Annotated in this window: 25 protein-coding genes; 5 read left to right on the top strand and 20 right to left on the bottom strand. The window is 59.2% G+C overall.

Going from position 1 to position 25,524, the window contains the following annotated elements; translation table 11 throughout:
• Positions 1–122 precede the first annotated feature (122 nt).
• Together PV407_RS07145 and PV407_RS07140 are read right to left on the bottom strand one after the other, a co-directional pair.
• Entirely contained in the window at positions 123–2,015 is a 1,893-nt protein-coding gene (locus PV407_RS07145; protein WP_332089213.1) for a thioredoxin domain-containing protein, read from the bottom strand.
• A 47-nt stretch (positions 2,016–2,062) separates the two neighbouring features.
• On the bottom strand, positions 2,063–2,239 hold the full coding sequence (locus PV407_RS07140; protein ID WP_332089212.1) for a DUF255 domain-containing protein: 177 nt from the start codon (positions 2,237–2,239) through the stop codon (positions 2,063–2,065).
• A 178-nt stretch (positions 2,240–2,417) separates the two neighbouring features.
• Here PV407_RS07140 and PV407_RS07135 point away from each other — a divergent pair, with 178 nt between their 5' ends.
• Positions 2,418–2,582 carry a hypothetical protein gene (locus PV407_RS07135; protein ID WP_332089211.1) on the top strand — a complete coding sequence of 55 codons (165 nt, stop codon included), beginning with the start codon at positions 2,418–2,420 and terminating at the stop codon, positions 2,580–2,582.
• Positions 2,583–2,639: 57 nt separating this feature from the next.
• Here PV407_RS07135 and PV407_RS07130 read toward each other — a convergent pair whose 3' ends face one another.
• The 11 genes from PV407_RS07130 to PV407_RS07080 all read right to left on the bottom strand — a co-directional run bounded on the left by PV407_RS07130 (position 2,640) and on the right by PV407_RS07080 (position 15,027).
• Complete coding sequence (locus tag PV407_RS07130; RefSeq protein WP_332089210.1) at positions 2,640–3,917, bottom strand: alpha-L-fucosidase; 1,278 nt, start codon at positions 3,915–3,917, stop codon at positions 2,640–2,642.
• A 48-nt stretch (positions 3,918–3,965) separates the two neighbouring features.
• Positions 3,966–4,916, bottom strand: coding sequence for an ROK family protein (locus PV407_RS07125; protein WP_442951635.1), 951 nt, complete (start codon positions 4,914–4,916; stop codon positions 3,966–3,968).
• 24 nt (positions 4,917–4,940) lie between these two features.
• On the bottom strand, positions 4,941–5,639 hold the full coding sequence (locus tag PV407_RS07120; RefSeq protein ID WP_332089208.1) for a copper homeostasis protein CutC: 699 nt from the start codon (positions 5,637–5,639) through the stop codon (positions 4,941–4,943).
• A 24-nt stretch (positions 5,640–5,663) separates the two neighbouring features.
• Positions 5,664–7,130: a M17 family metallopeptidase gene (locus PV407_RS07115; RefSeq protein ID WP_332089207.1), complete on the bottom strand. Its 1,467-nt coding sequence runs from the start codon at positions 7,128–7,130 to the stop codon at positions 5,664–5,666.
• Between the two features lie 42 nt (positions 7,131–7,172).
• Positions 7,173–8,174: an ABC transporter ATP-binding protein gene (locus PV407_RS07110; RefSeq protein WP_332089206.1), complete on the bottom strand. Its 1,002-nt coding sequence runs from the start codon at positions 8,172–8,174 to the stop codon at positions 7,173–7,175.
• Positions 8,171–9,175, bottom strand: a complete 1,005-nt coding sequence (locus tag PV407_RS07105) for an ABC transporter ATP-binding protein (RefSeq protein ID WP_332089205.1) — start codon at positions 9,173–9,175, stop codon at positions 8,171–8,173. The genes PV407_RS07110 and PV407_RS07105 overlap by 4 nt, the downstream gene beginning before the upstream one ends.
• Before the next feature lie 14 nt (positions 9,176–9,189).
• Positions 9,190–10,101 carry an ABC transporter permease gene (locus PV407_RS07100; protein ID WP_332089204.1) on the bottom strand — a complete coding sequence of 304 codons (912 nt, stop codon included), beginning with the start codon at positions 10,099–10,101 and terminating at the stop codon, positions 9,190–9,192.
• A gap of 11 nt (positions 10,102–10,112) precedes the next feature.
• Positions 10,113–11,039 carry an ABC transporter permease subunit gene (locus PV407_RS07095; RefSeq protein ID WP_332089203.1) on the bottom strand — a complete coding sequence of 309 codons (927 nt, stop codon included), beginning with the start codon at positions 11,037–11,039 and terminating at the stop codon, positions 10,113–10,115.
• Between the two features lie 90 nt (positions 11,040–11,129).
• On the bottom strand, positions 11,130–12,737 hold the full coding sequence (locus tag PV407_RS07090; RefSeq protein WP_332089202.1) for a glutathione ABC transporter substrate-binding protein: 1,608 nt from the start codon (positions 12,735–12,737) through the stop codon (positions 11,130–11,132).
• Positions 12,738–12,824: 87 nt separating this feature from the next.
• The gene (locus PV407_RS07085; protein ID WP_332089201.1) at positions 12,825–13,829 is read right to left on the bottom strand and encodes an asparaginase; all 1,005 of its coding nucleotides are present in this window, start codon (positions 13,827–13,829) and stop codon (positions 12,825–12,827) included.
• A gap of 40 nt (positions 13,830–13,869) precedes the next feature.
• Positions 13,870–15,027, bottom strand: a complete 1,158-nt coding sequence (locus PV407_RS07080; protein ID WP_332089200.1) for an ROK family transcriptional regulator — start codon at positions 15,025–15,027, stop codon at positions 13,870–13,872.
• A 340-nt stretch (positions 15,028–15,367) separates the two neighbouring features.
• Here PV407_RS07080 and PV407_RS07075 point away from each other — a divergent pair, with 340 nt between their 5' ends.
• From PV407_RS07075 to PV407_RS07065, 3 genes are all read left to right on the top strand, one after another.
• Entirely contained in the window at positions 15,368–15,829 is a 462-nt protein-coding gene (locus PV407_RS07075) for a MarR family winged helix-turn-helix transcriptional regulator (RefSeq protein WP_332089199.1), read from the top strand.
• A 62-nt stretch (positions 15,830–15,891) separates the two neighbouring features.
• Positions 15,892–16,968, top strand: coding sequence for a saccharopine dehydrogenase family protein (locus PV407_RS07070; protein ID WP_332089198.1), 1,077 nt, complete (start codon positions 15,892–15,894; stop codon positions 16,966–16,968).
• Between the two features lie 239 nt (positions 16,969–17,207).
• Positions 17,208–17,684 (top strand): SRPBCC family protein, encoded by a 477-nt coding sequence (locus PV407_RS07065; RefSeq protein ID WP_332089197.1) that lies wholly within the window; start codon positions 17,208–17,210, stop codon positions 17,682–17,684.
• A 101-nt stretch (positions 17,685–17,785) separates the two neighbouring features.
• Here PV407_RS07065 and PV407_RS07060 read toward each other — a convergent pair whose 3' ends face one another.
• The 7 genes from PV407_RS07060 to PV407_RS07030 form a co-directional block, all read right to left on the bottom strand.
• Positions 17,786–18,307, bottom strand: a complete 522-nt coding sequence (locus PV407_RS07060; protein ID WP_332089196.1) for a DUF4188 domain-containing protein — start codon at positions 18,305–18,307, stop codon at positions 17,786–17,788.
• A 15-nt stretch (positions 18,308–18,322) separates the two neighbouring features.
• A complete protein-coding gene (locus tag PV407_RS07055; protein ID WP_332089195.1) occupies positions 18,323–18,961 on the bottom strand; it encodes a TetR/AcrR family transcriptional regulator in 639 nt (212 codons plus the stop codon).
• A gap of 551 nt (positions 18,962–19,512) precedes the next feature.
• On the bottom strand, positions 19,513–19,800 hold the full coding sequence (locus PV407_RS07050; RefSeq protein WP_332089194.1) for a stage VI sporulation protein F: 288 nt from the start codon (positions 19,798–19,800) through the stop codon (positions 19,513–19,515).
• A gap of 96 nt (positions 19,801–19,896) precedes the next feature.
• On the bottom strand, positions 19,897–21,951 hold the full coding sequence (gene recG, locus PV407_RS07045) for an ATP-dependent DNA helicase RecG (protein ID WP_332089193.1): 2,055 nt from the start codon (positions 21,949–21,951) through the stop codon (positions 19,897–19,899).
• Entirely contained in the window at positions 21,948–22,802 is an 855-nt protein-coding gene (locus PV407_RS07040) for a DegV family protein (protein ID WP_332089192.1), read from the bottom strand. The genes recG and PV407_RS07040 overlap by 4 nt, the downstream gene beginning before the upstream one ends.
• A gap of 34 nt (positions 22,803–22,836) precedes the next feature.
• Entirely contained in the window at positions 22,837–24,540 is a 1,704-nt protein-coding gene (locus PV407_RS07035; protein WP_332089295.1) for a DAK2 domain-containing protein, read from the bottom strand.
• A gap of 101 nt (positions 24,541–24,641) precedes the next feature.
• Positions 24,642–25,001 carry an Asp23/Gls24 family envelope stress response protein gene (locus PV407_RS07030; protein WP_332089191.1) on the bottom strand — a complete coding sequence of 120 codons (360 nt, stop codon included), beginning with the start codon at positions 24,999–25,001 and terminating at the stop codon, positions 24,642–24,644.
• A gap of 168 nt (positions 25,002–25,169) precedes the next feature.
• On the opposite strand from PV407_RS07030, the gene rpmB reads away from it, so the two are divergent.
• Positions 25,170–25,358, top strand: a complete 189-nt coding sequence (rpmB, locus tag PV407_RS07025; RefSeq protein WP_120745324.1) for a 50S ribosomal protein L28 — start codon at positions 25,170–25,172, stop codon at positions 25,356–25,358.
• The last annotated feature ends 166 nt before the right edge of the window (positions 25,359–25,524 follow it).

Raw genomic sequence — 25,524 nt, 5'->3', positions numbered from 1 at the left:
GTTGCGCCGCTAGGATAACTTATGAACGGTCCAAGCCAAACGGAACATCATCTTGCAGCCGGAAAACGAAAAAAGGCGTCCCCATCATAATCGCGGGACGCCTTTTTCACTATAACGCACGATTATCCGTCCAACAGCTCCTCCAGCTCATCCGCGTCTCCGGTCGGAGCCTGGCATGCGAAATGCTCGCAAACGTAAGCCGTCGCCATGCCGCCAAGCGCCGTTTTATCCCGTACGAGAGGGATCGCCGCCCGGACGCGGTCCCCTTCGGCGCCGTTCGGAACGAGGATAACGACGGCGTTCGGGAGAAACCGGCTGCGCACCGCCTCCACCATCCGCTTCGTGTCCGGCTTCGCCGGATCGCCGGCGATGACGATTTCCGCCGGAGCCGACACGGCGAAATCGAGCGCCGTCAGCAGCATCGAGTGGCCGGTCGGATACCGGTCGGCCGCTCCCGCGAACGCCTTCAGCAGCTCGTCGGCTTTTTGCGACAGCGCCGCATCGTATACGTATTTGGACAGCCGCTGCAAATTGTACGCCGCGACGGAATTGCCCGAAGGCATCGCTCCGTCGTAACTTTCTTTCATCCGCGTCGGCAGCCGCTCGGCGTCGTTTCCGTAAAAGAAGAAGCCGCCTTTCTCGTCGTCCCAAAACAGGCCGATCATCGCATGGGCCAGCTCCGCCGCTTTTGATACGTACGCCGGATCGAACGTCGCGCCGTACAGCTCGATCAGCCCCCATATCGTATAGGCGTAATCGTCGACGTACCCGGGAATCGCCGCTTCGCCGTCGCGATATCGCGCGAGCAGCCGACCGTCATCTCGCCGCAGCTTGCTCCATAGGAACGACTCCGCTTTGACGGCCGCCGCCGCATACTGCGGTTCGCCCAGCACGGCGGCGCCTTTCGCGAGCGCGGCGATCATAAGCCCGTTCCACGACGTCAATATTTTGTCGTCCTTAAACGGGTGAACGCGTCGCTCGCGATGCTCGAACAGCTTGGCGCGGCATGCTACGATTGCGTCGCGCAGCTCGGAGACGGCCATTCCTTTCCGTTTCGCCGCCGTATTCAGGTTTTGGCCGATCAAATTCGGAATGCTGCGCCCTTCGAAATGGCCCTCCGCCGTAATGTCGAACAGCTCGCAAAACAGCTCCCCGTCGTCCGGACCGAGCACTTCGAGCACTTCCTCCGGCCTCCAGACGTAAAATTTGCCCTCGACGCCTTCCGAATCGGCATCCTCGGCCGAATGGAAGCCGCCCTCCGCGTCCGTCATATCGCGCAGTACGTATGTAAAAATGTGCTTCGCCGTTTCCGCGTATTCCGCTTTGCGCGTCAGCTGATACGCTTCCAGATAGGCGATCGCAAGCAGCGCGTTATCGTAAAGCATTTTCTCGAAATGCGGAACGAGCCAGCGCTCGTCCGTCGAATATCGGGCGAAGCCGAAGCCGATATGATCGTACATGCCGCCGCGGTACATCGAGTCGAGCGTTTTCTCCGCCATTTCCAGCGCATGCGCGTTGCCCGTCCGTTTATAATAGCGCAGCAGCAGCGACACATGGTGCGCCGCCGGAAATTTCGGCGCGGAGCCGAAGCCTCCGTACGTCTCGTCGAACGACTCCGCATACTGCCGATAAGCGCGATCGAGCGTCCGCTCCGTCAGCTCTCCCTCAAGGTTCGAAAGCATCCGGCTTTCCGTATCCTTGACGATTTGCTCGCCGATTTCCTCGACTTTGCCGCGGTCCTCTCCCCATTTCTCCGCAAGCTGGGGCAAAATGTCCAGAAGGCCGTACCGTCCGTACTTGCGCCGCTTCGGAACATACGTGCCGGCAAAAAACGGCTTCTTCTCCGGCGTCATGACGATCGTGAGCGGCCAGCCGCCCTGCCCGGTCATCGCCTGGCAGACGGACATGTACAGGTGGTCGACGTCGGGCCGCTCCTCGCGGTCGACTTTTACGGACACATAACGCTCGTTCAACATCGCGGCGACTTCCTCGTCTTCGAACGATTCGCGTTCCATGACGTGGCACCAATGGCAGGTGGACGCAAGCCGCTCCTTTCATCCGACTAGGAATAGCCTATTGACAAAAATACCGGCTTGCTCTCCCTTGCCGCTTTGGAAAACGCTTCTTCTCCCCAAGGAAACCAATTGACCGGATTGTACGCGTGCTGCAGCAAATAGGGCGATTTTTCACGAATCAGCCTGTTTGCTTTCCGCTCTTTTCGCTCCACGAATTCTCTCATGTTCCCGTCCATCTCCTTCGCAATAGGTATCGACTCCAGTGTACCCTTATTTTGACAAAAAAAATAGAGCCGTAACTTACGGCTCTGTCGCGTTATTTTTACTGGCTCCCCGTTTCGCAACCGTGTATAAAGTCGCGGATCGCGGCGAAACATATCCACATACCGGAGGTGTTGACGAATGGATGACGAACAACAATTCACCAATGGCACCAATCAACAAATTGCCAATAACAGACCCCCGAATCTCACCGAAGATTTCGGGATCATGGACGGAGAAGATAAGCTTGATCAAGAAATAATGGAAACGCTCGGGCAAAACAAAACGGAAAAGAATAAGGAATAGCGTACCAGCCGGCATCTTCGCCGGCTTTCCGTCCCATTGTGCACTGCCTTCAAACCGTCATGCCAAATGAAGCTCGATCACCGTATCCCGCTCGTCCGGCAGCCGGGCGCCCGCGAGCGTTATAAAAGCGCCGCTCTCGATGTCGGAATATTCCTCGGCCATCCAGGGCGTCTCCACCTTCAGCTCGGTTCCGTCCCGCAGCAGTCTCGCTTTTTTGATTTTTCCTTTCAAGCCTTCGAAATAAATCGGTCCGATGCCCCGGTCGTAGACGTGGGCGTACAGCTTGCTGCCGTTTTGGGTGTATCGTCCCCACTCCGGCTTTTGGAAATTCGCCGCCGCGCCGCACCCGTAGATGCTGTCGCCGTTAAGCCGCAGCCATTCCCCGACCTCGCGGAGCACGTCCAGCGTCTCCCGGTTGATTTCGCCTTTGGCGTCGGGCGCGACGTTGAGGAGCAGGTTGCCGTTTTTGCTGACGCACTCGACGAGCGTGCGAATAATTTGCTGCGGCGACTTGTAGTTTTTGTCGGCGGAATGGTAGCCCCAATGGTCGTTCAGCGTAATGCACGCCTCCCACGGCACGGGCTTGCCGTTCACGTCGATGATGCCGCCGGGCGGAATGATCTGCTCCGGGGAGAAGAAATCGCCCGCGTATTCTTCCGGCTCGGCCGCGCGTATGTTGCCGCCCAGCCGGTTGTCGATAATGATGTCGGGCTGGATGGAGCGGATCATCCGGACGAGCTCCGTCGCCTTCCATTTCTCGCCGGTCATCTGGTCGTAGGAGAAATCGAACCACATGATATCGATTTTGCCGTAGTTCGTCAGCAGCTCCTTCACCTGACCGTGCATATAGGTCAAATAGCGGTCGAAATCGATCGGCTTGTCCTTGACCGCCTCGTTGGACCGATCGGGATGCGCTTTGTCCCCGTAGGCCGGATAATCGTCATGATGCCAGTCGATAATGGAATAATACAACCCGACCGCGAGTCCCTCTTCCCGAAAAGCGTCGACGTATTCGCGAACGAGGTCGCGTCCGGCCGGCGTGTTGGTCGCCTTGAAGTCCGTCAGCTTGCTGTCGAACAGGCAGAAGCCGTCGTGATGCTTCGTCGTCAGCACGGCGTATTTTTGCCCGGCGGCCTTCGCCGCTTTGGCCCATGCCTTCGGATCGTAGCGGGAAGCGTCGAATTCGTCGAAATACGCTTTATACTGCTCCCAGCTCATCCGCTCGTTTCCGCGAATCCATTCCCCCCGGGCCGGTATCGAATACAGCCCCCAATGAATAAACATGCCGAACCGGTCGCGCATAAACCAGCGGGTTCGTTCCTCCCTCGTACTCATACGGCAAACCTCCGTTTTCCATGATTGGGCAGCGGCTGCGCAGCTCCGTCACGACTTGTGGAACAAAGCGGCGGCGCCGATCAGCCCCACATCGTCCCGTAATCCGGCGGGGACGATTTCGTACGTGCCCCGGTAAGGCTTCATGACAAGCTCTTCCGTCCGTGCCCGCAATGCCGGGAAAAGCTGATCTCCCGCTTTGCTTACGCCGCCTCCGACGACGATGCGGTCCGGATTGAACGTATGGACCGCGTTGGCGAGTCCGAGCGCCATATAATAAACCGCCCGGTCGACCACTTCGACGGCGACCGCGTCGTTCAGCCTGCACGCCTCGAACACATGCTTCGAAGATAGGTCTTCATCGCCGGCCGCCGCAAGCTCCGAAATGGCGGACGGTCTGCTCCGCATAAGCTCGAGCGCCGAATCCCGGATCGCCGTTCCCGAAGCGAACATTTCCCAGCAGCCGTTGTTGCCGCATATGCATGCCGGACCGCCGGGCTCGATAATGGTATGGCCGAGCTCCCCGGCAAACGAGGTGGTGCCGAGCAGCAGCTTACCGTCCAGCACGATCCCCGCTCCGATGCCGGTACTGAACGTAACGTACACCATGTTCTCGGATCCCCGGCCCGCGCCTCTCACATATTCGCCCCACGCCGCCGCGTTGGCGTCGTTGACGACCTGCACGTCGACGCCGAGCGCATCGCCCATCCATTTTTTCAGGGGGACGTTTTCCCACTGGGGAAGGTTCGTGCCGTGCAGCACGATCCCCTCCTTGCTGTTGACCGCCCCGGGCGACGCAAGCCCGACGCCGGAAAGCGGATACCCCGCGGATACGGAACGGACCATGTCGATCATCCGCTGCACGACTTCCTCCGCGGTGCGCGCATGGGCCGTTTCCATCCGTTCGCGGTTCAATATGCCGCCGTTCGCGTCGAAAAGCGCCGCCGCTATTTTCGTTCCGCCAAGATCGATTCCTACTACGTGTTGATCTAAGTTGTGCAACTTCATTCACCTATTTTCAAAAATCTAGGATCGGCCGTACTTGCGAAGTCGGTCGGATAAAGCCCGCAGCCGTGCGGGATCGATCGGCGCCAGACCGGAGCGGCCGTGGCGAACCGCCGAACCGAAATGCACTTCGGTCACCCCCGTTTGTTCGATAAACGATTCGATGCTTTCCGGAGTCAGGCCGTTTCCCGCCAAAATGCGCAGGGACGTCCCTTCCGCGGCCTCGACGAGCCTCCGGATCGCCGGAGCCGCCTCGGGAGCCGGCTGCGGGCCGCCCGACGTGAGCACGCGGGTAATCGACGGATAGCGGAGCAGCGTCCGAAGTCCCGTAGGCTGATCGTCCAGCTCGTCGAAAGCCCGGTGAAACGTCACTTGCATGCCTTCGGCCGAAGGCAGCAAAGCTTCCAGCGCTTTTTCGTCGATCCTCCCGTCGTCCGTCAAAGCGCCGACGACGATGCCGGCCGCCCCGGCCGCGGCGACCGCCTCGATCTCCGCCTGCATCGTCTTCACATCGAAGTCGTCGTAGACGAACGAGCGGCTGTGCGGCCTGACCATCACGTGTACCGGTATGCGCACCGTTTGAACGACTTGCCGGACAAGCCCGATGCCCGGCGTCAAGCCGCCTTCGGTGACGGCGGTAATCAATTCGAGCCGGTCGGCGCCGTTCGCCTCGGCTTTCAGCGCATCGTCCATGCATGTGGCGATTACTTCCAATATCATAACGACATCTCCCGATTTCCCCGTTTATGCTTGCCGGGCGAACTGAATCGCATAGTCCGCGAGCAGTCTCGCCCCGTATCCCGTAGCTCCCGCCTCCGCATAGCCGACATCCTGCTTGTACTGCACCGTGCCGGCCATATCGATATGAACCCAGCTCATCGAATCGGCGATGAAGCGCCGGATGAACAGCGCCGCGACGATCGCGCCCGCCAGCGTGGACGTGCCGACGTTGCGCAAATCGGCATAATGGCTTCTCAGCTCCGTTTCGTATTCGTCCATCAGCGGCATCGGCCACAGCCGTTCCCCGTTCCGTTCGCCGATCTCGGCCAGGCTGCGCGTCATCGCGGGATCGCCCCATATTCCCGCGATGCCGAGCCCCAGCGCATCGCCGACATTGCCCGTCAGCGTGGCGATGTCGATCGCCTGCGCCGCGCCGAGCCCGGCGGCGTGAAGCAAGGCGTCCGCGAGCACGAGCCGCCCTTCGCCGTCCGTATTCGCCACTTGAACGGTCAAGCCGTTCGGGTAGGCGATGACGGACGAAGGCAGCGTGGCGCGGGCGTCCGGCACATTGTCGGCAACGGCGATCAGCGCCGTTACGTTCGCATCGGCTCGCAGCCGAACGAGCAAGTCGAGCGCGCCGACAACGGCCGCCGCCCCGCCCATGTCCATCCGGGCGTCGCTAATGTCGCGGCCGGTTTTCGCGTTCATGCCGCCCATATCGAACGTAATCCCTTTGCCGACCAGAGCAAGCATCGGCGCGTCCGGACGCGAGCTTCCTTCGTAGCGGAGCTCGATCAGCGCGGGCGCGTACACGCTGCCGGCTCCGACGGTCAGCAAGCCGTTCATGCCGCGGTCGACCAGCTCTTGGCCGCGATAGATGCGGACGCCGACCGGTTTGTCCTCGAACAGCTCGGCCGTCCATTGCACGAACGTATCCGGATTCAACGCGCCGGGCGTCTCGTTGACCCAGTCCCGCGCCAAATTGGTCGCCTCCGCCCGGTGACGGGCGTTTTCGATGACCGCCTCCAGCTCGGACCGCGTCAGCTCGGCCCAATCTTCCGAGCGAACATTCAAGCCGACTTCGCCGTCCAGCCTCGTGGCGCTCCGGTATTTATCGAACCGGTACGAGCCGAGCAGCCAGCCTTCGATCCAGGCTTGCAGCCATTCCGCCGCCGCCTCTCCGCTTCGGCCGCCTCGTTCCGCAGCCGCCTCCGGGCTTCCGACGAGCGTCGCCCCGCTTCGGCCTTCCTGAAGCAAGGCGCGTGCGGCGGCGCCGCCGGCACGGCGAACCCGTTCCGGCGTCAGCTTGCCGCGCTCTCCCATCCCCAAGGCGAGCACGTCCGGTTCGCCTTCCGACCGGCCGTACAGCCAAGTCGCCGCGACCGGCTGCTTGCGCCGCTCGTTCAGCGGATACGGGAACGGTTCCCCGGCATAGGCCGGAACGATGGGAACATCCGCCGATCCGGCGTTATCGATTGTAATCAGATGCATGGCGATCCCTTCTTCGACAAGAATAGGAAGCCCCGATGATAGTCAGGGCGCTTCCGAATGCGCAGTTTGAACCCCTTCGTCGTACAAATGGCAGGCGACCTGGTGCCCCGGCTCCACTTCTCTGAAAACCGGCTCCTTCTGTTTGCAAATGTCCATGCAGGACGGACAACGGGTATGGAACCGGCAGCCGGACGGCGGGTCGACCGGGCTCGGCAGGTCGCCTTTCAGAATAATGCGTTCCTTCTTCTGCTTCGGGTCGGGAACCGGCACGGACGACAAAAGCGCCTGCGTGTACGGATGTAGCGGCCGTTCGTAAAGCGTATCTTTGTCGGCCGTTTCGACCAGCGTGCCGAGGTACATGACGCCGATCCGGTCGCTAATATGCTCGACGACGCTCAGATCGTGCGAAATGAACAAGTACGTGAGACCGTACTCCTCCTGCAAATCCTGCAGCAGGTTCAGCACCTGCGACTGGATCGACACGTCGAGCGCGGATACCGGCTCGTCCGCCACGATCAGGCTGGGACGGACGGACAGCGCCCGCGCGATGCCGATCCGCTGCCGCTGCCCGCCGCTGAACTCGTGGGCGTACCGCTCGGCATGGAAGCTGCTCAGCCCGACCGTTTCCAGCAGCTGCCGCGCCAGCTTGTCCCGTTCGTTCGGGCTCAGCTTCGTATGGATGAGCAGCGGCTCGGCCACCAGTTCCTTCACCTTCATCCGCGGATTGAGCGAAGCATACGGGTCTTGAAACACCATCTGCATCTGTTTGCGGATCGGACGCATTTGGTTGTCGTTCAATTCGCCGATGTTTTTCCCGTCGAACCATACTTCCCCGTCGTTAGGCTTCAGCAGCCGGGTGACGAGCCGGCCCGTCGTCGATTTGCCGCAGCCGGATTCGCCGACGAGGCTGAACGTTTCCCCTTTGCGGATGGCGAAGCTGACGCCGTCGACGGCGCGCAGCTGCTTGGCGGTTCCGAACCAGCCCTTTTTCACGGTAAAAGCTTTCCGCAACCCTTTCACTTCTACGAGCGGCGTCTCTTTCACGCGCGTTTCCCTCCTTCCGGTTGATCCGGCTCCGACAGCCAGCAGCGGCTTTTCCGGTCCGCCCGTCCTTCGACCGGAAGCAGCTCCGGCTCCTGCGCGAGGCAGCGATCCGTCGCGTGCGGACAACGCGGGGCGAATTTGCAGCCCGCCGGCATGGCGCTCAAGTCCGGCACGTTGCCCGGAATCGACGCGAGCCGGCGCACGTTTTGGCGCAGCTTCGGTACGGATTGGATCAATCCTTTCGTATACGGATGCTGCGGCCGTTCGAACAGATCGTGCACCGGAGCTTCTTCCACGACGCGTCCGGCGTACATGACGACGACCCGGTCGCACATTTCCGCCACGACGCCGAGATCGTGCGTAATGAGCAGCATCCCCATCTCCTTCTCTTCCTTCAGCCGTTTCATCAAATCGAGAATTTGCGCCTGGATCGTCACGTCGAGCGCGGTCGTCGGTTCGTCGGCGATGAGCAGCTTCGGACCGCACGCCATCGCCATCGCGATCATGACCCGCTGGCGCATCCCTCCGGACAGCTGGTGCGGATAATCGTTCACTACGTCCTCGGCGCGGGGAATGCCGACAAGCTTGAGCATATGGATCGCGTGCTCGCGCGCGCGCTTCCGGCCGTATCCGAGATGCATCATAATCGGCTCTTCCAATTGGCGGCCGATGCGCAGCACCGGGTTCAGCGAGGTCATCGGCTCCTGGAAAATCATCGCGAGCTCGTTCCCGCGAATGCGCCGCATCTCTTTTTCCGCCAGCTTCGTCAAATCGACGCCCTCGAAACGGACGGCGCCGCCGGCGATCCGGCCCGGCGTATCTTTGAGCAGCCGCATAATCGACAAGGAAGTCACGCTTTTGCCGCAGCCGGATTCGCCGACCAGGCCGAGCACCTCGCCTTTGTTTATATGAAAGTCGACGCCGGACACCGCCGTTACGCTTCCGCCGTCGCGTCGAAACTCCGTTTTCAACCCTTGCACTTCCAGCAATTTAGGCGTCACGGTCTGGCCCCCCATCAATTTTTCGTCTTGGGATCGAGAGCGTCGCGCAGTCCGTCCCCAACCAGGTTAAACGCAAGCACAGTCAAAAAGATCGCCGCTCCGGGAACGTACACGATATGCGGAGCGATGCTCAAATAGTCCCGCCCCATGCTGAGCATGGCGCCCCAGTCCGGCTCGGTCGGCTTCGCCCCCATGCCGAGAAAGCTTAACGAGGATGCGGCCAAAATCGCGCCGCCTATTTTCATCGTCACGTTGACGATGACGCTCGGAACGGTTTCCGGAAAAATATGCTTCCATATAATGCGTCCGTTTTTGGCGCCCATCGAACGGGCCGCTTCCACGAACAACGTTTCTTTGGCCGACAAGGTGACGCTGCGAATGATCCGGGCGAACGACGGCGTGCCGAACACGGCGACGGCAATGACGACATTGGACAGCCCGGGACCCAAAATGGCCACGATCCCGATGGCGAGCAGCAGATCGGGAAACGAAAACAGCACGTCGCTGCTGCGCATGATGAGCCGGTCCAGCCATCCGCCGTAATAGCCGGAAAGCAGGCCGAGAACCGTGCCGGCAACCGCCGCGATAAGCACGGCGCTTAAGCTGACCGCCAGCGTCAGCCGGGTGCCGTCGATCAGCCGGCTCAAAATATCCCGCCCGTACTCGTCCGTTCCCGCCCAGTGTGCGGCCGACGGGGTCGACATAAGCGCGTCGTAATCCGGCTCGTTCGGGTCGTAGGGCGTCAGGTGCGGACCGAACAGAGCCACGATCGCCAGCAGCAAAATGAATATGCCGGCCGCAAGCGACAATCTTTGCTTGCAAAACTTGCGGAAAAACTGTCCCGCGCGGCTTCGGTCGCGCCGCGGCTTGGCCGCTTCCCCGCGTTCGGAGGAACCGGCGCCCGTGATCGTCGAATCGTTGTTCATCATCTTTCCTCCTAGTTCGACGCATAGCGGATTTTCGGATTGAGTACGCCGTACAGCAAGTCGACGATCAGATTAATGAGTATGAATTGCGTGGCAAACAATAGCAGCAGCGCCTGAATAACGGTGTAGTCCCGGAATGCGATCGAGTCGACCAGCAGTCTGCCGAGACCCGGAATGCTGAACACGGTCTCCACCATGACCGATCCGCCAAGCAAAAATCCGAATTGCAGGCCGGCGACGGTCACGACCTGGATCAGCGAATTGCGCAGCGCATGGCGGCCGACGACGACGAATTCGCGCAGCCCTTTCGCGCGTCCGGTCCGGATGTAATCCTCGCGCATCGTTTCCAGCATCGACGATCTGGAAAAACGGGCAAGCATGGACATAATGCCGGCGCCGAGCGTAAGGGACGGCAGCACGTAAGACTTCCACGAGTCTACGCCGCCCGTGGGAAACCAGCCGAGCTGGACCGAAAATAGTTGAATGAGCACGAGACCGAGCCAAAAGCCCGGAACGGAAATGCCGGAAATCGCCGTCAGCATGCCCGCGTAATCCGGCCACCGGTTCCGGTTGACCGCCGAAACGGTGCCGATCAGCAAGCCGATGACGAGCGCCCACCCGAGACTCGTAAACGTTAAGATGACGGTCGGCACGAATCGGCTCTCCAGCATGTCGGCTACCGGCAAGCCGGAACGGAGCGAGTTTCCGAGATCGCCCTGCAGGAGATTTCCCATATAATGGGTATATTGCTGCCAGAGCGGCAGGTTCAGCCCGAGCTGTTCGCGGATGCCGTTAATTTCCTCCAGCGTGGCGTCCTTGCCCGCCACGAGCCGCGCCGGGTCGCCGGGTATGAGATGAATGAACATAAAGACGAGCACCGATACGACGAACAGCAGCGGAATGACGCCAAGCAATCGTTGAAGCGCGTATCTTCCCAACGCGAAAGCCTCCTTTCCTTTCGGTACCTAGATAACGGGGCCGCTTCCGCAGCAACATACAGAAACGGCCCCCGCTATTTTAAACGAATGTTATTGCTTCACTTCCGCGTCGCGGACGCTGATGGAACCGTCCGGGAACACTTTTACGCCGTTCAGGTAAGCCCGTTTGCCCGAGATGACTTGGTCGACGCCCATGAACGCCCAAGGCGCGTCTTCCCAAATTTGTTTTTGAATATCGGCGTAAATGGCGCCGGCTTTTTTCGGATCGGTCGCCTTGTTGGCATCCGCGATCCATTTGTCGACGTTCGCGTTTTTGTAGTACGCCGTGTTCGCTCCGGCCGGAGGGAACATTTCGCTGCTGAACAATCCTCTCGTCGCGCCGTCCGCGTCGCCGGAAGACGGCGACCAGCTGACGTACCACATTTGGATTTTGGCTTCTTCCGGCGTTTTGGCCGAGTTGATTTGCTGCGACAGCGTGCCGCCTTCCATCGATTTCACGTCCAGCTTGATGCCGACGAGCGCGAGCTGCTGCTGAATGAACTGCATTCCTTTCATCGTTTCGGAGTCGTTCTCGCCCCAAATTTCCGCGGAGAAGCCGTCCGGATAGCCCGCCTCGGCGAGCAGCTTTTTCGCTTTGGCCACGTCGTAGTCATAGCCGGTTTGCTTGGAGTAGTATTGCGTCTTGGACGACATCGTCGAATCGAGCTTCGCGCCCAGGCCCGATTTGACGACCTTGATATAAGCGTCTTTGTTGATGGCGTAGTTGATCGCCTGGCGCACTTTGACGTCGTCGAACGGTTTTTTCATCGTATTCAGCGTCACGTAGCGGACGATCGTCGAGTCGATTTTGTCGACGACGATATCTTTCTGCCCTTCCACCTCGGATACCTGTTCGGTCGGCATTGGGTAAATGAAGTCCGCTTCGCCCGTCTTCAGCATCGCGATGCGGGAGCCGTTTTCCGGCACCGGCTTGAACGTGATGCTGTCGACTTTCGGAAGCTCCTTTTGCCGGTAATCCGCATTTTTCACGACGACGAGACGGTCGCCCTGCACCCATTCCTTGAATTTGAAAGGACCGGTGCCTACCGGATTTTTGCCGATGTTGTCGCCCTGCTCCTTCAACGCTTTCGGGCTGACCATGAGCGCCATGGCCATTTTGTTCAAAAATGCGTTATACGGCTCGCTCAGCGTAATGACGACCGTTTTGGCGTCCTGTGCCGCCACGTTGGACACTTTCGCGAAGCTTTTGCGCAGCTTCAGGTTGTTTTTCTCGTCGCGAATCCGGTCCAGATTGATTTTGACCGCTTCGGCGTTGAAGTCGGTGCCGTCGTGGAATTTGACGTTTTCCTTCAGCGTAAACGTATAGACGAGACCGTCGTCGCTAATTTTGTAGGAGTCGGCCAGCACCGGCACGACGTTCATATTTTCGTCGAAGCCCATCAGGCCTTCGTACATCGTTCTTGCGCCGGTAATCGAATGCGTGTCGCTCGTGTTGTGGGGATCCAGCGTAATAAAATTGGCGTTGATCGCGATCACGATATCTTTATTGTTTTTGGAAACCGTTTTGGAGCCTTCGCCTTGGCCGCCGGTCGCGTTGTTCGTCCCCGCGTCCCCGGCTTTGCCGCCGCAGCCTGCGGCTGCGACCGCAACGATCAGCAGCAGCAGAAGCGCGGTCCACATGTTGCGTTTGCCCTTCATTTGTTTCACTCCCCATGATGTTGGTTGTATAGAATGACTCCGGCCGCGCTTCGCATCGAAACGCAGGATAGGAAGTTATTCCCTCGGTCAAGCTTTCAGTTCGAATACGGCCCGGCGCTCTCCGACTTCCGTACCGCCGTCGTTTGCGATGACGTTCGGAACGAGCTTGTACAGTCGGTCGATCGTCTCCCGGTTGCGGTATCCGAGCCTCTCCAGTATCGAAGCGACGATGCAAGGCCATACGTGCTCGGCGCCGTCGGACACTTTCAGGGAGATGCCCAGCCGCTCCTGCCGCAAGCCGATGCCGTACACCCCTTTCGCGCCGCCTTTGGCGGTCACGTTCGGATCTTGGAGCAGCTCCGAGCAGACGAACTTCGAATCCGCTATCATCAGCGGGTGCTCGTTCATGCGGCCGGCTATCGCGGCCGCGGCGCGGCGCGTATCCGCGTCCCCGATCCGGTCGGGACACGCCAGCTTCATAAACGAATAAGCGATTTTATGCAGCGGCAGCGCGAATATCGGCAGCCCGCAGCCGTCGACGCCTTGCGGAATCGAGCTTTCCGGAACTTCCGCGAAGGAAGCGAGCGTTTGCACGATTTCTTTCTGCACCGGATGCTCCGGCTCGTAATACGTTCGCTCGTCCCAGCCCATATGCTTGCACAGCGCGAGAAGTCCGGCATGCTTGCCGGAACAGTTGTGAAACAGCTTCCGCTTCGCTTCGCGCGCTTGATGGCGCAACGCCTTGGCGTCCTCGTTGAGCGGGTACGTCGCGCAGCAGTGAAGCTGCTCCTCCCGGATGCCGGTTTTGCGCAGCATCGATTCGAGCGCTTCGATATGAAACGCTTCGCCCCGGTGCGAGGCGGCGAACAGCGCCGTTTCGCGGCCGTCCAGGCCGTATACCTCGTCGATGCGCCGTTTCATCGCCGGAATCGCCTGGAACGGCTTGGCGGCCGATCGCAAAAACGTAACGTGCTCCGCGTCTCCCGCCGCGTACATAAGCCCGCCTTTCTCGTCGACGACGGCAATCGCCCCGTAATGCACGTTTTCCAGCACGCCGCCGCGGTATTCTTCAACCAATGGCGTAAATTTCATGTTGCTCCCTCCCGTATGCAGCCGCGCGCAAGGCCGGCCGCTACTTCAACGCAAAAAAACGATTTTGCGACATCAGTCCCGAACCGATCACGACGCCCTGCTCGTTCAGCACCGAGCGCATGATCGAGAACGTTCCCCGCAGCGGTTCCCAAACGAACCTGGAGAAGCATAGCTCGACGACTTCCTCGTACAGCTCCGGGAACTTGTCCAACAGCTCCCCGCTCAGGATGACGCTGTCCGGGTTGTACATGCATACGACGTTGTTGATCGTAATGGCCATATACATGAGAGCGCGGTCGATCAAATATACCGCCCAACGCTCGCCCGCCCGTCTCGCTTCGAACAGCTCCTCGATCGAACGGACCGGACGAACTTTGCCCGCCTCCGACAGCAGCGAATGGATGTTGATGTAGGTTTGCAGGCAGCCCGCCTTGCCGCAATCGCACATCATCCCGTCCGGGTCGATCGTCGTATGGCCGATTTCGCCGGCGCTGTTCGTTTTTCCCCGATAAATGTCCCCGTCGACGATCAGCGCGGAGCCTACGCCGTTGCCGAAGCCGAGCAGCGCGGTCCGGTTCGAGCCGATGGCGGCGCCCTTCATATGTTCCGCGAGCGCTTTCACTTTGAGCTCGTTGTCGATCGCCACGTCGTAGCCCGTAATCGCCTTCAGCCGCTCGGCGAGACGGACGTTTTTCCAGCCGAGCTGAACGGAGAACAGGACGACCCCTTGATCGTCGTCGACGATTCCGGGCAAGCCGATGCCGATGCCGATCACTCGGGCGCAGTCGATGCCGTTCGCTTTCGTCAGCCGGTCGATTTCCGCGCCGATGCGTTCCAGCGTCGTGTTCGCGCTTTCATCCGCGGGCCGCGGATAGGTGCCGCCGGCGACGACGCGGCCTTGTATATCGACGATGCCGATATGAAACTGATGGCGATCGAGCTCGATGCCGACGGAGAGCACCGCGGCGTCGACCATGACGATCAAGGTCGACTTTCGGCCCAGTCCGGCGGACACTTGTTCCGATTCGAGCAAATACCCCTCTTCCGTCAGCTCGCCGACGATCCGGCTTACCGTTGTCGGACTCATGCCCGTCTGCTTGGCGATCGAAGCGCGGGAGATCGGCTGCTGGTTTTTGATGATTTCAAAAACGGTGAGCCGGTTTTGCCGTTTCATAAAATCTTGATCATGCTTCTTCATCGTCGATCTCTCCATTATTTTCACCAATGGATTAAATAAGTACGGTTTCCATCATTTCGCAGCGAATATCCGAATGGATGTTAAGGAATTAGGTTATTTTTTCATTTATATTCTCCAGTGGTATTAATAATAAAGGATGACTTCGAAAGCTGTCAATAACAATAACGCGATTGCTTGGAGGGAAAATTTGCTTCCTCGGTCGATTTCGTGAACGGCGCGACCGAACAATCGGACGTTTTCTCCGATACGGAGCCGGTTTTTCGACGGTTTGTCAATCGGATCGTTCGGACGATGAACGAAATACTTGACGCCCATTATGTTTAGCTACTAAACTTAAGGCATGGAAACGAACAACCATTTATCGAATACGTCCGGCAAGCCGCAAGAAGGCAGCCTTCGCCTCGGCCGGCTCATGATGCAGCTTCGCAGACTGGAAAGCGCGCCTCGAGTGTTCGGCAGCGCCGGCGCCTTGACGCCCGGCGAAATTCATACGATCGATGCGATCGGAACCGGTGAAGGCATCCTGATGGGAGCGCTGGCCGATCGGCTCGGCATCACGAAAGGAGCCGTTACGCAAATCGTCGACCGTCTGGAAGCGAAAGGGCTTGTCAAACGGTCGCCTCATCCGAACGTTCGCCGAGGCGTTCTCCTGTCCCTTACGGAAACCGGCGCGGATGCGTATCGCGCTCACGGAGAGATGCACTCGGCGTTCTACGACCGGCTTCGGGCCTCTTTCACCGAAGAAGAGATCGCTATTTTTGAAAAATGCGTCGTCAAATTAAGCGAATTTTTGAGCGAGTAAATTTTTTTGCATCTTAAGTTTAGTTGCTAAACATAAATTGCCTGTTGAAGGAGAAAACAATCATGCGCGATCACATTCTCGTCATCGGCGGGTACGGCCGCGTCGGCAGGACGATATGCTCCGAGCTGGCGCCGCTGTACCCCGGCAAAGTCGTTGCCGCGGGAAGAAACCTGGAACGGGCGGAACGTTTCGGCCGGGAAACGGAAGGCCGGGTTCGACCCCTGCGAATCGATATGGAGCAAGAGCTCGATCCCGAAGCGCTGGCCGGCGTAAAGCTCGCGATCGTGTGTATGGATCAGCGACATCCGTCATTCGTTCAAGCCTGTTTGCGGCAAGGCGTTCACTATCTCGATATTTCGGCCGATTATCGCTTCTTGTCGCAAGTCGAATCTCTTCATGATTTGGCCGCATCTTGCGGAGCGACGGCCGTACTTAGCGTAGGGCTTGCGCCGGGATTGACGAACCTGCTGGCTTCGCAAGCGAAGCGCATGCTGGACGTTACCGATGCGATCCATATTTCCGTTATGCTCGGCTTGGGCGATTCCCATGGCAGGGCGGCGATCGAATGGACGGTCGAACATTTGCGTTCGGGCTTCATCGTCCAAGAGGGCGGGAAACAAATCCAGATAGCCGGCTTCCGGGACGGGAGAAGAACGGATTTCGGAGGCAGGCTCGGCAAACGAACGGCGTACCGGTTCAACTTCGCCGATCAGCATAGTTTGCCGCGAACGCTGCAAGTCCCGGTCGTCGCGACCCGTCTATGCTTCGATTCGTCCGCCGTTACCGGTGCGCTGGCCGCGGCGATGCGTATGGGGGCGCATCGGCTGTTGAATGCGGGGCGGATCCGGGATGCCGTTATCGACGGGTTCTCCTCCGTTCGAATCGGAGAGCCCCGGTTTGCATTAAAAGTCGATGCGATCGGAACGGTACGGAACAAAGACGCATTGGCCGAATGCTTCCTGCATGGAACGCACGAGGCGGACGTCACCGCGAAAGTGGCGGCCGCGGCCGCGGACATGCTTTACGGCTCCGACTTGCCGCGCGGCGTCTTTCATATCGATCAGCTGTATGCGTACGAAGATTTCGACCGGGCATTAAACGGCTTAGCCGTCATGTCGAAGCGCTGCAGCGTCGGATGAAGTCCAAACGATTCGGCCGAAATTTCGAATATAGCAATTTGAAAGAAACGCTGCCCCTCTGCGGAATGCTATAATGTAAATACGGATCAAACCCGCAAAACGAATGCGTGGGAGCGATGCGGACACGGAGCGAACCGGCTCCGGCTCCGGGGATCCGACCGGAATAGGAGACGAAGATTGCGGTAACGCGCCGAAGAAACAGCTGCTTCAAGATTGAAATCGAAAGGAGCAACTTTTTCATGCTTACTTTGAAGGAAGCGCCGTTCGTCAAAGCGGACATGCTGATCCGCAGACCGGTCGCGGAAGTGTTCGAGGCGTTTGTCGACCCGGCGATTACGACGAAATTTTGGTTTACGAAGAGCACCGGCCGTCTGGAGACGGGCAAGCGGGTCCGTTGGGATTGGGAAATGTACGGCGTATTTGCCGATGTGGACGTCGAAGCAGTCGAGCCGAATCGGCGAATTCGCATCGAATGGGGTTCGGACGGCGACATGACCGAGGTCGAATGGACGTTTACGCCGAGAACCGGCGACGAAACGTTCGTCACCGTAACGAATACGGGGTTCAAAGGGGACGGAGATTCGATCGTCGGTCAAGTTATCGATTCGACCGGCGGCTTTACGATGGTGCTGTGCGCGCTGAAGGCGCTTCTCGAGCATAACGTCGTCTTGACGGTCGTGGCGGACAAAGCACCCGATGCCCATGTAACGCGTTAACGGCGGTCTTTTCGTAAGCAGTCGCGCTGCCAAAACCGACAAGGACAAACGGCGGCCGGGCTTCGGCTCGGACCGCCGCTTCGTTTTTCCGGGGACCTCGATTATGGCTTCCCGGCGTGATTCGGGTTCGGCGGAGTCGGAACGGCCGGCGCCCCGCCGCGTCCAAGCCTCCTTCCGGCCGTTTCCCTGTCGCCCGTAGCGGGAACGTGGCTCCCCGCCTTCGCCAATCCGAAAACGGGCATGTTGTTGTACAAGCATTCGTACTGTCCTTCCGGAACGAGATACGTTTCATGATAAATGCCGACGACGCCGCTCGTGCCGACCTTGCGGTTGAAGTCGCGCCACGCCTTCAGGTGGATTCCGTTCCGGGCGTAACGCTCCAGCTGCTCGAACGACCTCCAGTATTGAACAAGCGTGACCCCTCGCCACGACAAATGAAAGCTGGCGTCCAGAAAACCCAAGTCGCGGTTGCGGTACAATTCCTGAAGCATCGGATTCATCGCGTTGAACACCGGCAGCCATTTATGCACGGCCCACAGCTTGTTCACCCGCATACCGATCATAAAAACGACGAAGGATCCGTCCATTCGGGCCGTATACCGGCCGGGAATCGCTTTGCCCACGATCGGAAGCCTCCTTTATTTTTGAATGAGCCATTGCAGATGAGATTCGTATACGTCCGCGACATGGTTCGTGCCGTACAGCCGGGCGGTCAAAAAACCGCCGTAAAACACGGTAAACAACGCTTGCACCGCCGAATCGACCGTATACTCCTTCCGGAGCTCCCCGTCCGCCTTCGCCTCGCGCATACAGGCCTCGAGCAGCTTGCGCATATCGGGAGCTTCGGCGCCCACCGTTTCGTTTCCCGGAAAAAGCAGCCGAATTTCCGCCTCGCTCAGCTCCGGCATGCAAGGATGCATGTTCATTTCCGCCAAATACGATATCAAGCTGGGCATGATGCCGGGTTGCCGTTCGGACTGACGCGCCACCTGCTGCAAAAGATGGCGGACGGCGGCAAAGCCGCGCATCCGTCCGGCTCCGATCTCGATGATCCGTTCGGTCAGCCAAACGCGCATAAAATAAACGAGCAAATCCTCCTTTCTTTGAAAATAGTTAAAAAACGTCACCCGCGACACTTCCGCTTTCCGGCATATATCGTCGAGCATCACGTCCCGGAACGTGCCGTCTTCCATCAACGACAAAAACGATTCGTATAAAGCGATCTTCGATCGGGCTTTCTTCAACTCCCGCAGCGGTATATCCGGTTCGGCCACCATCGCCCCTCCATTCGTTAACTCATATATAATTTTTAACACGAGTTAATTTATTTTGTCAATAGACGGCCGAATGAATAAAAACCGTCCGGACGGTTCTTTGGCGTGCATCCCGATACGCTAGATCATGGGGAGGGAACCGGGATTAGCCTCCAACGTCTAACGAACCGAGCGATCGCTATCGGAGCCGAATGCGACGGTTTGGTTTTGTAACGAACTTTGATAACGTTACCGCCCGACAATCGGATCGTTTTCTTCCCTTTTCGGCTCGATAACGATGCACCGATTCGTTAGTCTTGAAAAACGATCGTTTTTCCGCCTATAAGCTTCGTAAGGTTCGTTAGCCGTCGACCCGGAGCCGGCTTTCTCGAAAAAAAAGATGCCGCGTCTTTCGCCCGGCGACGAAAAACAAACGGCATCGTAAGATTCGTATGATCTCCGAATCGCGGCACAAACAAAAAAAGGCGGAAGGCTTCCCTCCCGCCACGAACCTATATACATGCATCATGTGAAGCGCCCGCTTAGCTTCCTTACAAGCCGATCGCGGCGGCCGGTCAGCGAAACATCCCCCACAGCTTGATCAAGTGGAACGTATTGTTCGGATCGATTTTCAGATCGATCACCATTTGCACGATTTGGTTCGCGAGCGCGTCCGACACGGGCTCGTGCAGCGCTTTGGTCAGCCTGCTGAGCAGCGCCTTGACCTTGACCCGGTCCTGCAAATCCGCCTTTGTGACTCCGTCCAATATGCGCTTCACGCGCTCTTTCGTATCGGGGTCCCTCAGCTTCAGCTTGACGCGCTCCACCAGCTCCCGCGGGATGCCGTAACTTTGATAGTTCAACGAAATAACACCTCCCCGAATCGTCATTGTACATTGTATGCGAGGGGGTTCTTCGTTAAGCCATCCGATTGCGGATCGATCCGCGCGGCGGAGCCGTTAATCGAGCCGATCTCCGTCCAATATTTGTTCCCGTTGCAAAAATTCGCGCAGCGGCAGCGTGTCCGCCGACGTCCAAAACTCCGGAGAAGCGACCAGCTCGGCCGAATCGTCGCGCGCCATTTCCATGATGTCGAAGTCGCTCATCATGTCGGCCAGCTTGAATTCCGGCAGGCCGCTCTGCTTCGTGCCGAAAAAGTCGCCGGGGCCGCGCAGCTCCAAATCGCGCCGTGCGATCTCGAAGCCGTCGTTCGTCTCGGTCATGACGCGAAGCCGCTCTTTCGCCGTCTCGTTTTTCGGATCGGCGATCAGAATGCAGGTCGATTGATGCTCGCCCCGCCCGACGCGGCCGCGCAGCTGGTGCAGCTGCGACAGCCCGAACCGGACGGCGTCGTAGATGACCATCACGGTGGCGTTCGGCACGTCGACGCCGACCTCGATGACGGTCGTCGAGACGAGCACCTGTACGTCATTGTCCTTGAACTCGTTCATGACGGCGTCCTTTTCCTGGGGCGGCATGCGCCCGTGCAGCAGGCCGACGCGAAATTCCGGAAAGGCGTGCGACATTTGGGCGTGCACGTCGAGCGCGTTCTGCACATCGAGCTTGTCCGATTCTTCGATGAGCGGACAAATGACGTACGCCTGCCGGCCTTCCCGCACTTCGCGCCGCATAAATTCGATAACCCGGTCCAGCTTGTCGTGGCCGAGCGCATACGTCTTGATCGGCTTGCGGCCTTGCGGCAGCTCCCGGAGCGTCGACACGTCCAAATCGCCGAAGGCGGTGATCGCCAGCGTACGCGGAATCGGCGTCGCGGTCATCGTCAGCACGTCCGGGTTCATCCCTTTGCGCCGAAGCACGCTGCGCTGGTTGACGCCGAACCGGTGCTGCTCGTCGGTGACGACGAGACCGAGACGCCGGAACAGGACGTCGTCCTGGATCAGCGCGTGCGTGCCGACGACGACGTCGATCAGCCCCATATGCAGCGAAGCGATCGTATCTCGCCGCTGGCGGTCGGTCAGGCTGCCGGTAAGCAGGCCGACCTGGATGCCGTACGGCTCGAACAGCCGCTCCAGCGACCGCTTATGCTGCTCGGCCAAAATTTCCGTCGGCACCATGAGCGCCCCTTGGCACCCCGCTTTGACGGAGGCGAACAAGGCGGCGGCCGCGACGACCGTTTTGCCGGCGCCGACGTCGCCCTGCAGCAGCCGGTTCATGCAGTACGGCTGCTTCAGGTCGTGCAAAATTTCGCCGATCACCTTTTTTTGCGAATCGGTCAGCTTGAACGGCAGCCCGCGCACGAACTGGCGAACGACCTCGTTGTCGAATTCGTGCGCAACGCCGTCGGCCCGCTTCCGCTGCAGCGCGCGAAAGGCGTGCATTTTCAGCTGGAAGAAAAACAGCTCCTCGTAAACGAGCCGTCTGCGCGCCTGCTTCCCTTCCTCCGCGTCGTCCGGATGATGGATCCGGTATACCGCTTGCCTGCGCGGCATAAACCGGTACTTGTCGACGAGCGGGCGCGGCAGCGCCTCGGCGATGAGCGCGCCGAACTGCGTCAGCGCCTGCTTCACCGTTTTGCGCATCCATCGCTGCGAAATCGCCGCCGTCACGGAATAAACGGGCTGCAGCGTTCCCGTCTGGGCCGGGCCGGTTCCCGGGAATTCCGTCTCGGACACGGTCAGCTGCTGCCTCCGCGCATCCCATTTGCCGGTCAGCACGATTTCCAGACCGGGACGCAGCTTGTCCTTCAGAAAATGGCGGTTGAACATCACGGCCGACACGAACAGCGGATCGACGAACACTTTGACCGTCGTACGCGATTTCGTACGGCCGTACATTTGGACGACGGGCTCGCTGTATATTTTGCCTTGCACGGTTACTTTCTCTCCGTCCTGGACGCCGGATAAATCGCGAATCCGGTAATCCTCGTAGCGGAACGGATAATATTCGAGAAGGCGCGCCACCGAGTCGATTCCGAGCGCCTCCAGCTCCTTCGCCTTGGCCGGAGTGACGCCAGCGACCGAACGGACGGGGAGCGCGTGCAAATCGGCTGTCATGGCGCCGGTCTGGCGAATACGGCGACGGTGCCCGGTCCGGCATGCGTGCCGATAACGGGTCCGACTTCCGTAAACGTCATCTCCGCGATATCGAAATGGGCCTTGAGCACTTCGCTGAATTCGTCCGCCGCTTCGGGCGAGCCGGCATGCGCGACGGTCATGTTCAGCTTCCGGTCGCCGAAATCGGCCTTGAGCAGGTCGACGATGCGGGCGACCGCCTTTTTATGTCCGCGCACCTTGTCGACCGAAGCGACTTCGCCGTCGTCGTCGATCGTCAAAATCGGCTTGATGTTCAGCAGCGAGCCGAACAGCGCGGCCGCTTTGCCGATCCTTCCGCCCTTCTGCAAATATTCGAGCGTGCCGACAAGGAAATAAATGCGCAGCTCTTTCCGGATTTGCCCGATCAGCGCGAGAATGTCGTCTGCGCTTTTCCCCGCCGCGGCCGCCTTGGCCGCTTCCACCGCAAGCACGCCGGAGCCGTACGAGGCCGATTTCGAATCGACGACCGACAGCGACAGCTCCTGCTCGAGCAGCGATTTCGCCAGCAGCGCCGACTGATACGTTCCGCTCATCGCCGAAGATAAATGTATCGAAATGATTTCGGTGTCCGGTCCCTCGGCCAGCTTTTTATAAACGTCCATATAATCGGCGGGAGACGGCTGCGACGTCGTCGGCAGCGCCGAGGACGTTTTCAGCTTTTCGTAAAACTGCGCCGGCTGGATCGTAACGGCGTCGTAAAACGTCTCCGAGCCGAAATGTACTTTGAGCGGCACCATCTCGATGCCGAGCTGCTTCCGGAGCGATTCCGGAATATCGGACGTGCTGTCCGCCACAATGCGTATTTTCGCCACCGGCGTCCCCCATTCCCCTGACGGTTTCTTGTCGTTATTCGACCGATATCAAATAGTAATAGAGCGGCTGTCCGCCCGCCAAAATTTCCAGCTCCGCATCCGGGTACGTATCCTCGATCAGCTCCGCGAGCTGCGCCGTTTCCGCTTCCCTCGCCTCGGCTCCGGACAGCACCGTCACGACTTCGCCGCCGGCGGCCATCATGCTTGCCAGCAGCTTCCGGCAAACGTCGATCATATCCGGCTCCGATGCGACAATCTTATTGTTGTGGATGCCGAGATAATCGCCTTCGCGTATGTCGACCCCGTCGATCTGCGAATCGCGGACCGCGTACGTCACTTGTCCGGACTGAACGTCGCCGATCGACGCTTCCATCAGCTCCGTGTTCCGCTCCGCCGTTGCGTTCGGCTGGAAAGCGAGCATCGCGGTGATGCCTTGCGGGATCGTCTTCGTCGGCAGCACGACGACGCGGCGGTCGAGCAAGTCGCGCGCCTGCTGCGCGGCCAAGATGATGTTGGAGTTGTTCGGGAAGACGAACACGGTTTCGGCTTTCACCTGCTCCACCGCTCCCACGATATCCTCCGTGCTCGGATTCATCGTTTGCCCGCCGGACAAGACGACGTCGACGCCCAAGTTTTTGAAAATGGCCGCAATGCCGTCGCCGGCCGCCACGGCCACGAAGCCGAACGGCTTGATCGCCGCGACCGCAGCTTCGGAATCGGCTTTCGCCGGTTCCTTGGCCGGTTCTTTGGCCGGCTCTTTGGCCGGCTCCGCCGCCTTCGCTTCGGCATGCCCGTCCGAAACGATATGGGAATGCTGCTCGCGCATGTTTTCGATTTTGATTTTGACCAAATCGCCGTACCGCTGCGCGAACGACAGCACGTTGCCGGGATATTCCGCGTGCAAATGCACCTTCACGAGATCGTCGTCGGCCACCACGAGGACGGAGTCGCCGTGACGCTCCAGCTCGCCGCGGAACAACGGCTCGCTGAACGCGCCGTTCGTCGTCTTCGCCGGATCGAGACGGAGCATGAATTCGGTGCAATAGCCGAATTCGATATCTTCGGTCGCCATATGCGCCTGCGCGCTGAGCGACCGCTCCACCGCATGCGACGGTCGGGCGGCCGGCTCGAAAACCGCGGCCGCGGCCGACTCCGGCATTTCGCCGTTCAGCGCGGCGACGAACCCTTCGTAGATCAGGACGAGACCTTGTCCGCCGGCGTCGACGACGCCGACCTGCTTCAGCACGGGCAGCTGCTCCGGCGTTTTGGCGAGCGCCTCCTTCGCCTTGGCGAGCACTTCGGTCATCAGCCCGCCGATGTCGGAATGGTGCCGCGCGGCGGCGACGGCGTGCTTGGCCGCTTCGCGGGCGACGGTCAAAATCGTGCCCTCCACGGGCTTGACGACGGCTTTGTACGCCGTATCGACGCCTTGCTGCAGCGCCGCGGCAAACTGTTGGGCGTCGATCTCCTCCGCCTGCTGAATCGATTTGGCGAAGCCGCGGAACAGCTGCGACAAAATGACGCCGGAATTGCCCCGCGCGCCCATCAGCAGCCCTTTCGACAACGCCTCGGCCGATTTGCCGATATGAGGGGACGTTTTCTTCTTCAGCTCATCCACACCGGAAGTCAATGTCATGTTCATGTTAGTCCCCGTATCGCCGTCGGGCACGGGAAATACGTTCAAAGCGTTGACGTCTCCTACGCCGGCATGCAACAGTTCGGCGCCTTTGCTCATCATGTTGGTAAAATTTGGCCCATTTAACGTTTTGAAGCGCTTACTCAAGAACAAACTCCCCCATCCATCGGAATACGTGTCGGCATCGGGCCGAAGCCCCCAAACTAGCGCGCGATGCGAACCCCTTGTACGACTATATCAACGAAGTCGGCCTTCAGACCGACGACATCGTTCAGCACGTATTTCACTTTGGCTTGCACGTTATGCGCGACTTCGGAAATTTTCGTCCCGTAGCTGACGATAATGTGCAGCTCGATATGTACTCCGTCCGGTTCCGTGCGAACTTCCACGCCGCGGCTCAAGTTTTCGCGTCCGAGCAGCTCGGCGATGCCGTCCTTCAGCTGCTTGCGCGAAGCCATGCCGACGAGCCCGTAGCAATCGAGCGCGGCCGATCCGGCCAGTACCGCGATCACTTCGTTGGAAACGAACACTTTTCCCCATTCATTATCGATCTGCATGGGCATGGCGACTTCCTCCCCGGTTCGATATTGTACCGCTGCTTCCATTTTACTATAATCGACAAAAGAAAGAAATGCAAAACGGGATCGCCCGGAATTGACGCAGCCGTATCGCATGTGCTAATATATTGAAGTATGTGCTCGGTATGATTGTTTTATCAGGAGGTGTAGCTCATGTCCCGCAAATGTACGATTACTGGCAAAAGCCCGCGCCAAGGCAACCACGTTTCGCACGCGAACAACAAAAACAAACGCACTTGGGGCGTTAACGTGCAAAAAGTTCGCATTATGGTAAACGGCAAGCCGAAACGCGTTTATGTAAGCGCCCGTGCTCTGAAATCCGGTCTTGTCGAGCGCGTGTAAGATTTCGTCCGGAACGTTGCCTCGGATTCGGTCCGAGGCAATCGAGTAGGAGGGGGCGGCTAACCCCCGTCCTCTCACAACACCTAGCATGCGGGTCCGCACTAGGCGTTTCCAAAAGGTTAACAAAGTTCCAGATAACGAGAAAGCAAACTTTTCAGCCCTTTCA

Source organism: Paenibacillus sp. GYB003 (genome assembly GCF_036577625.1).
In the GTDB taxonomy this organism is placed as follows: domain Bacteria; phylum Bacillota; class Bacilli; order Paenibacillales; family NBRC-103111; genus Paenibacillus_AB.
Note: the sequence above shows the minus strand (reverse complement) of the source record. Positions and strands in the feature narration are given on the sequence as shown.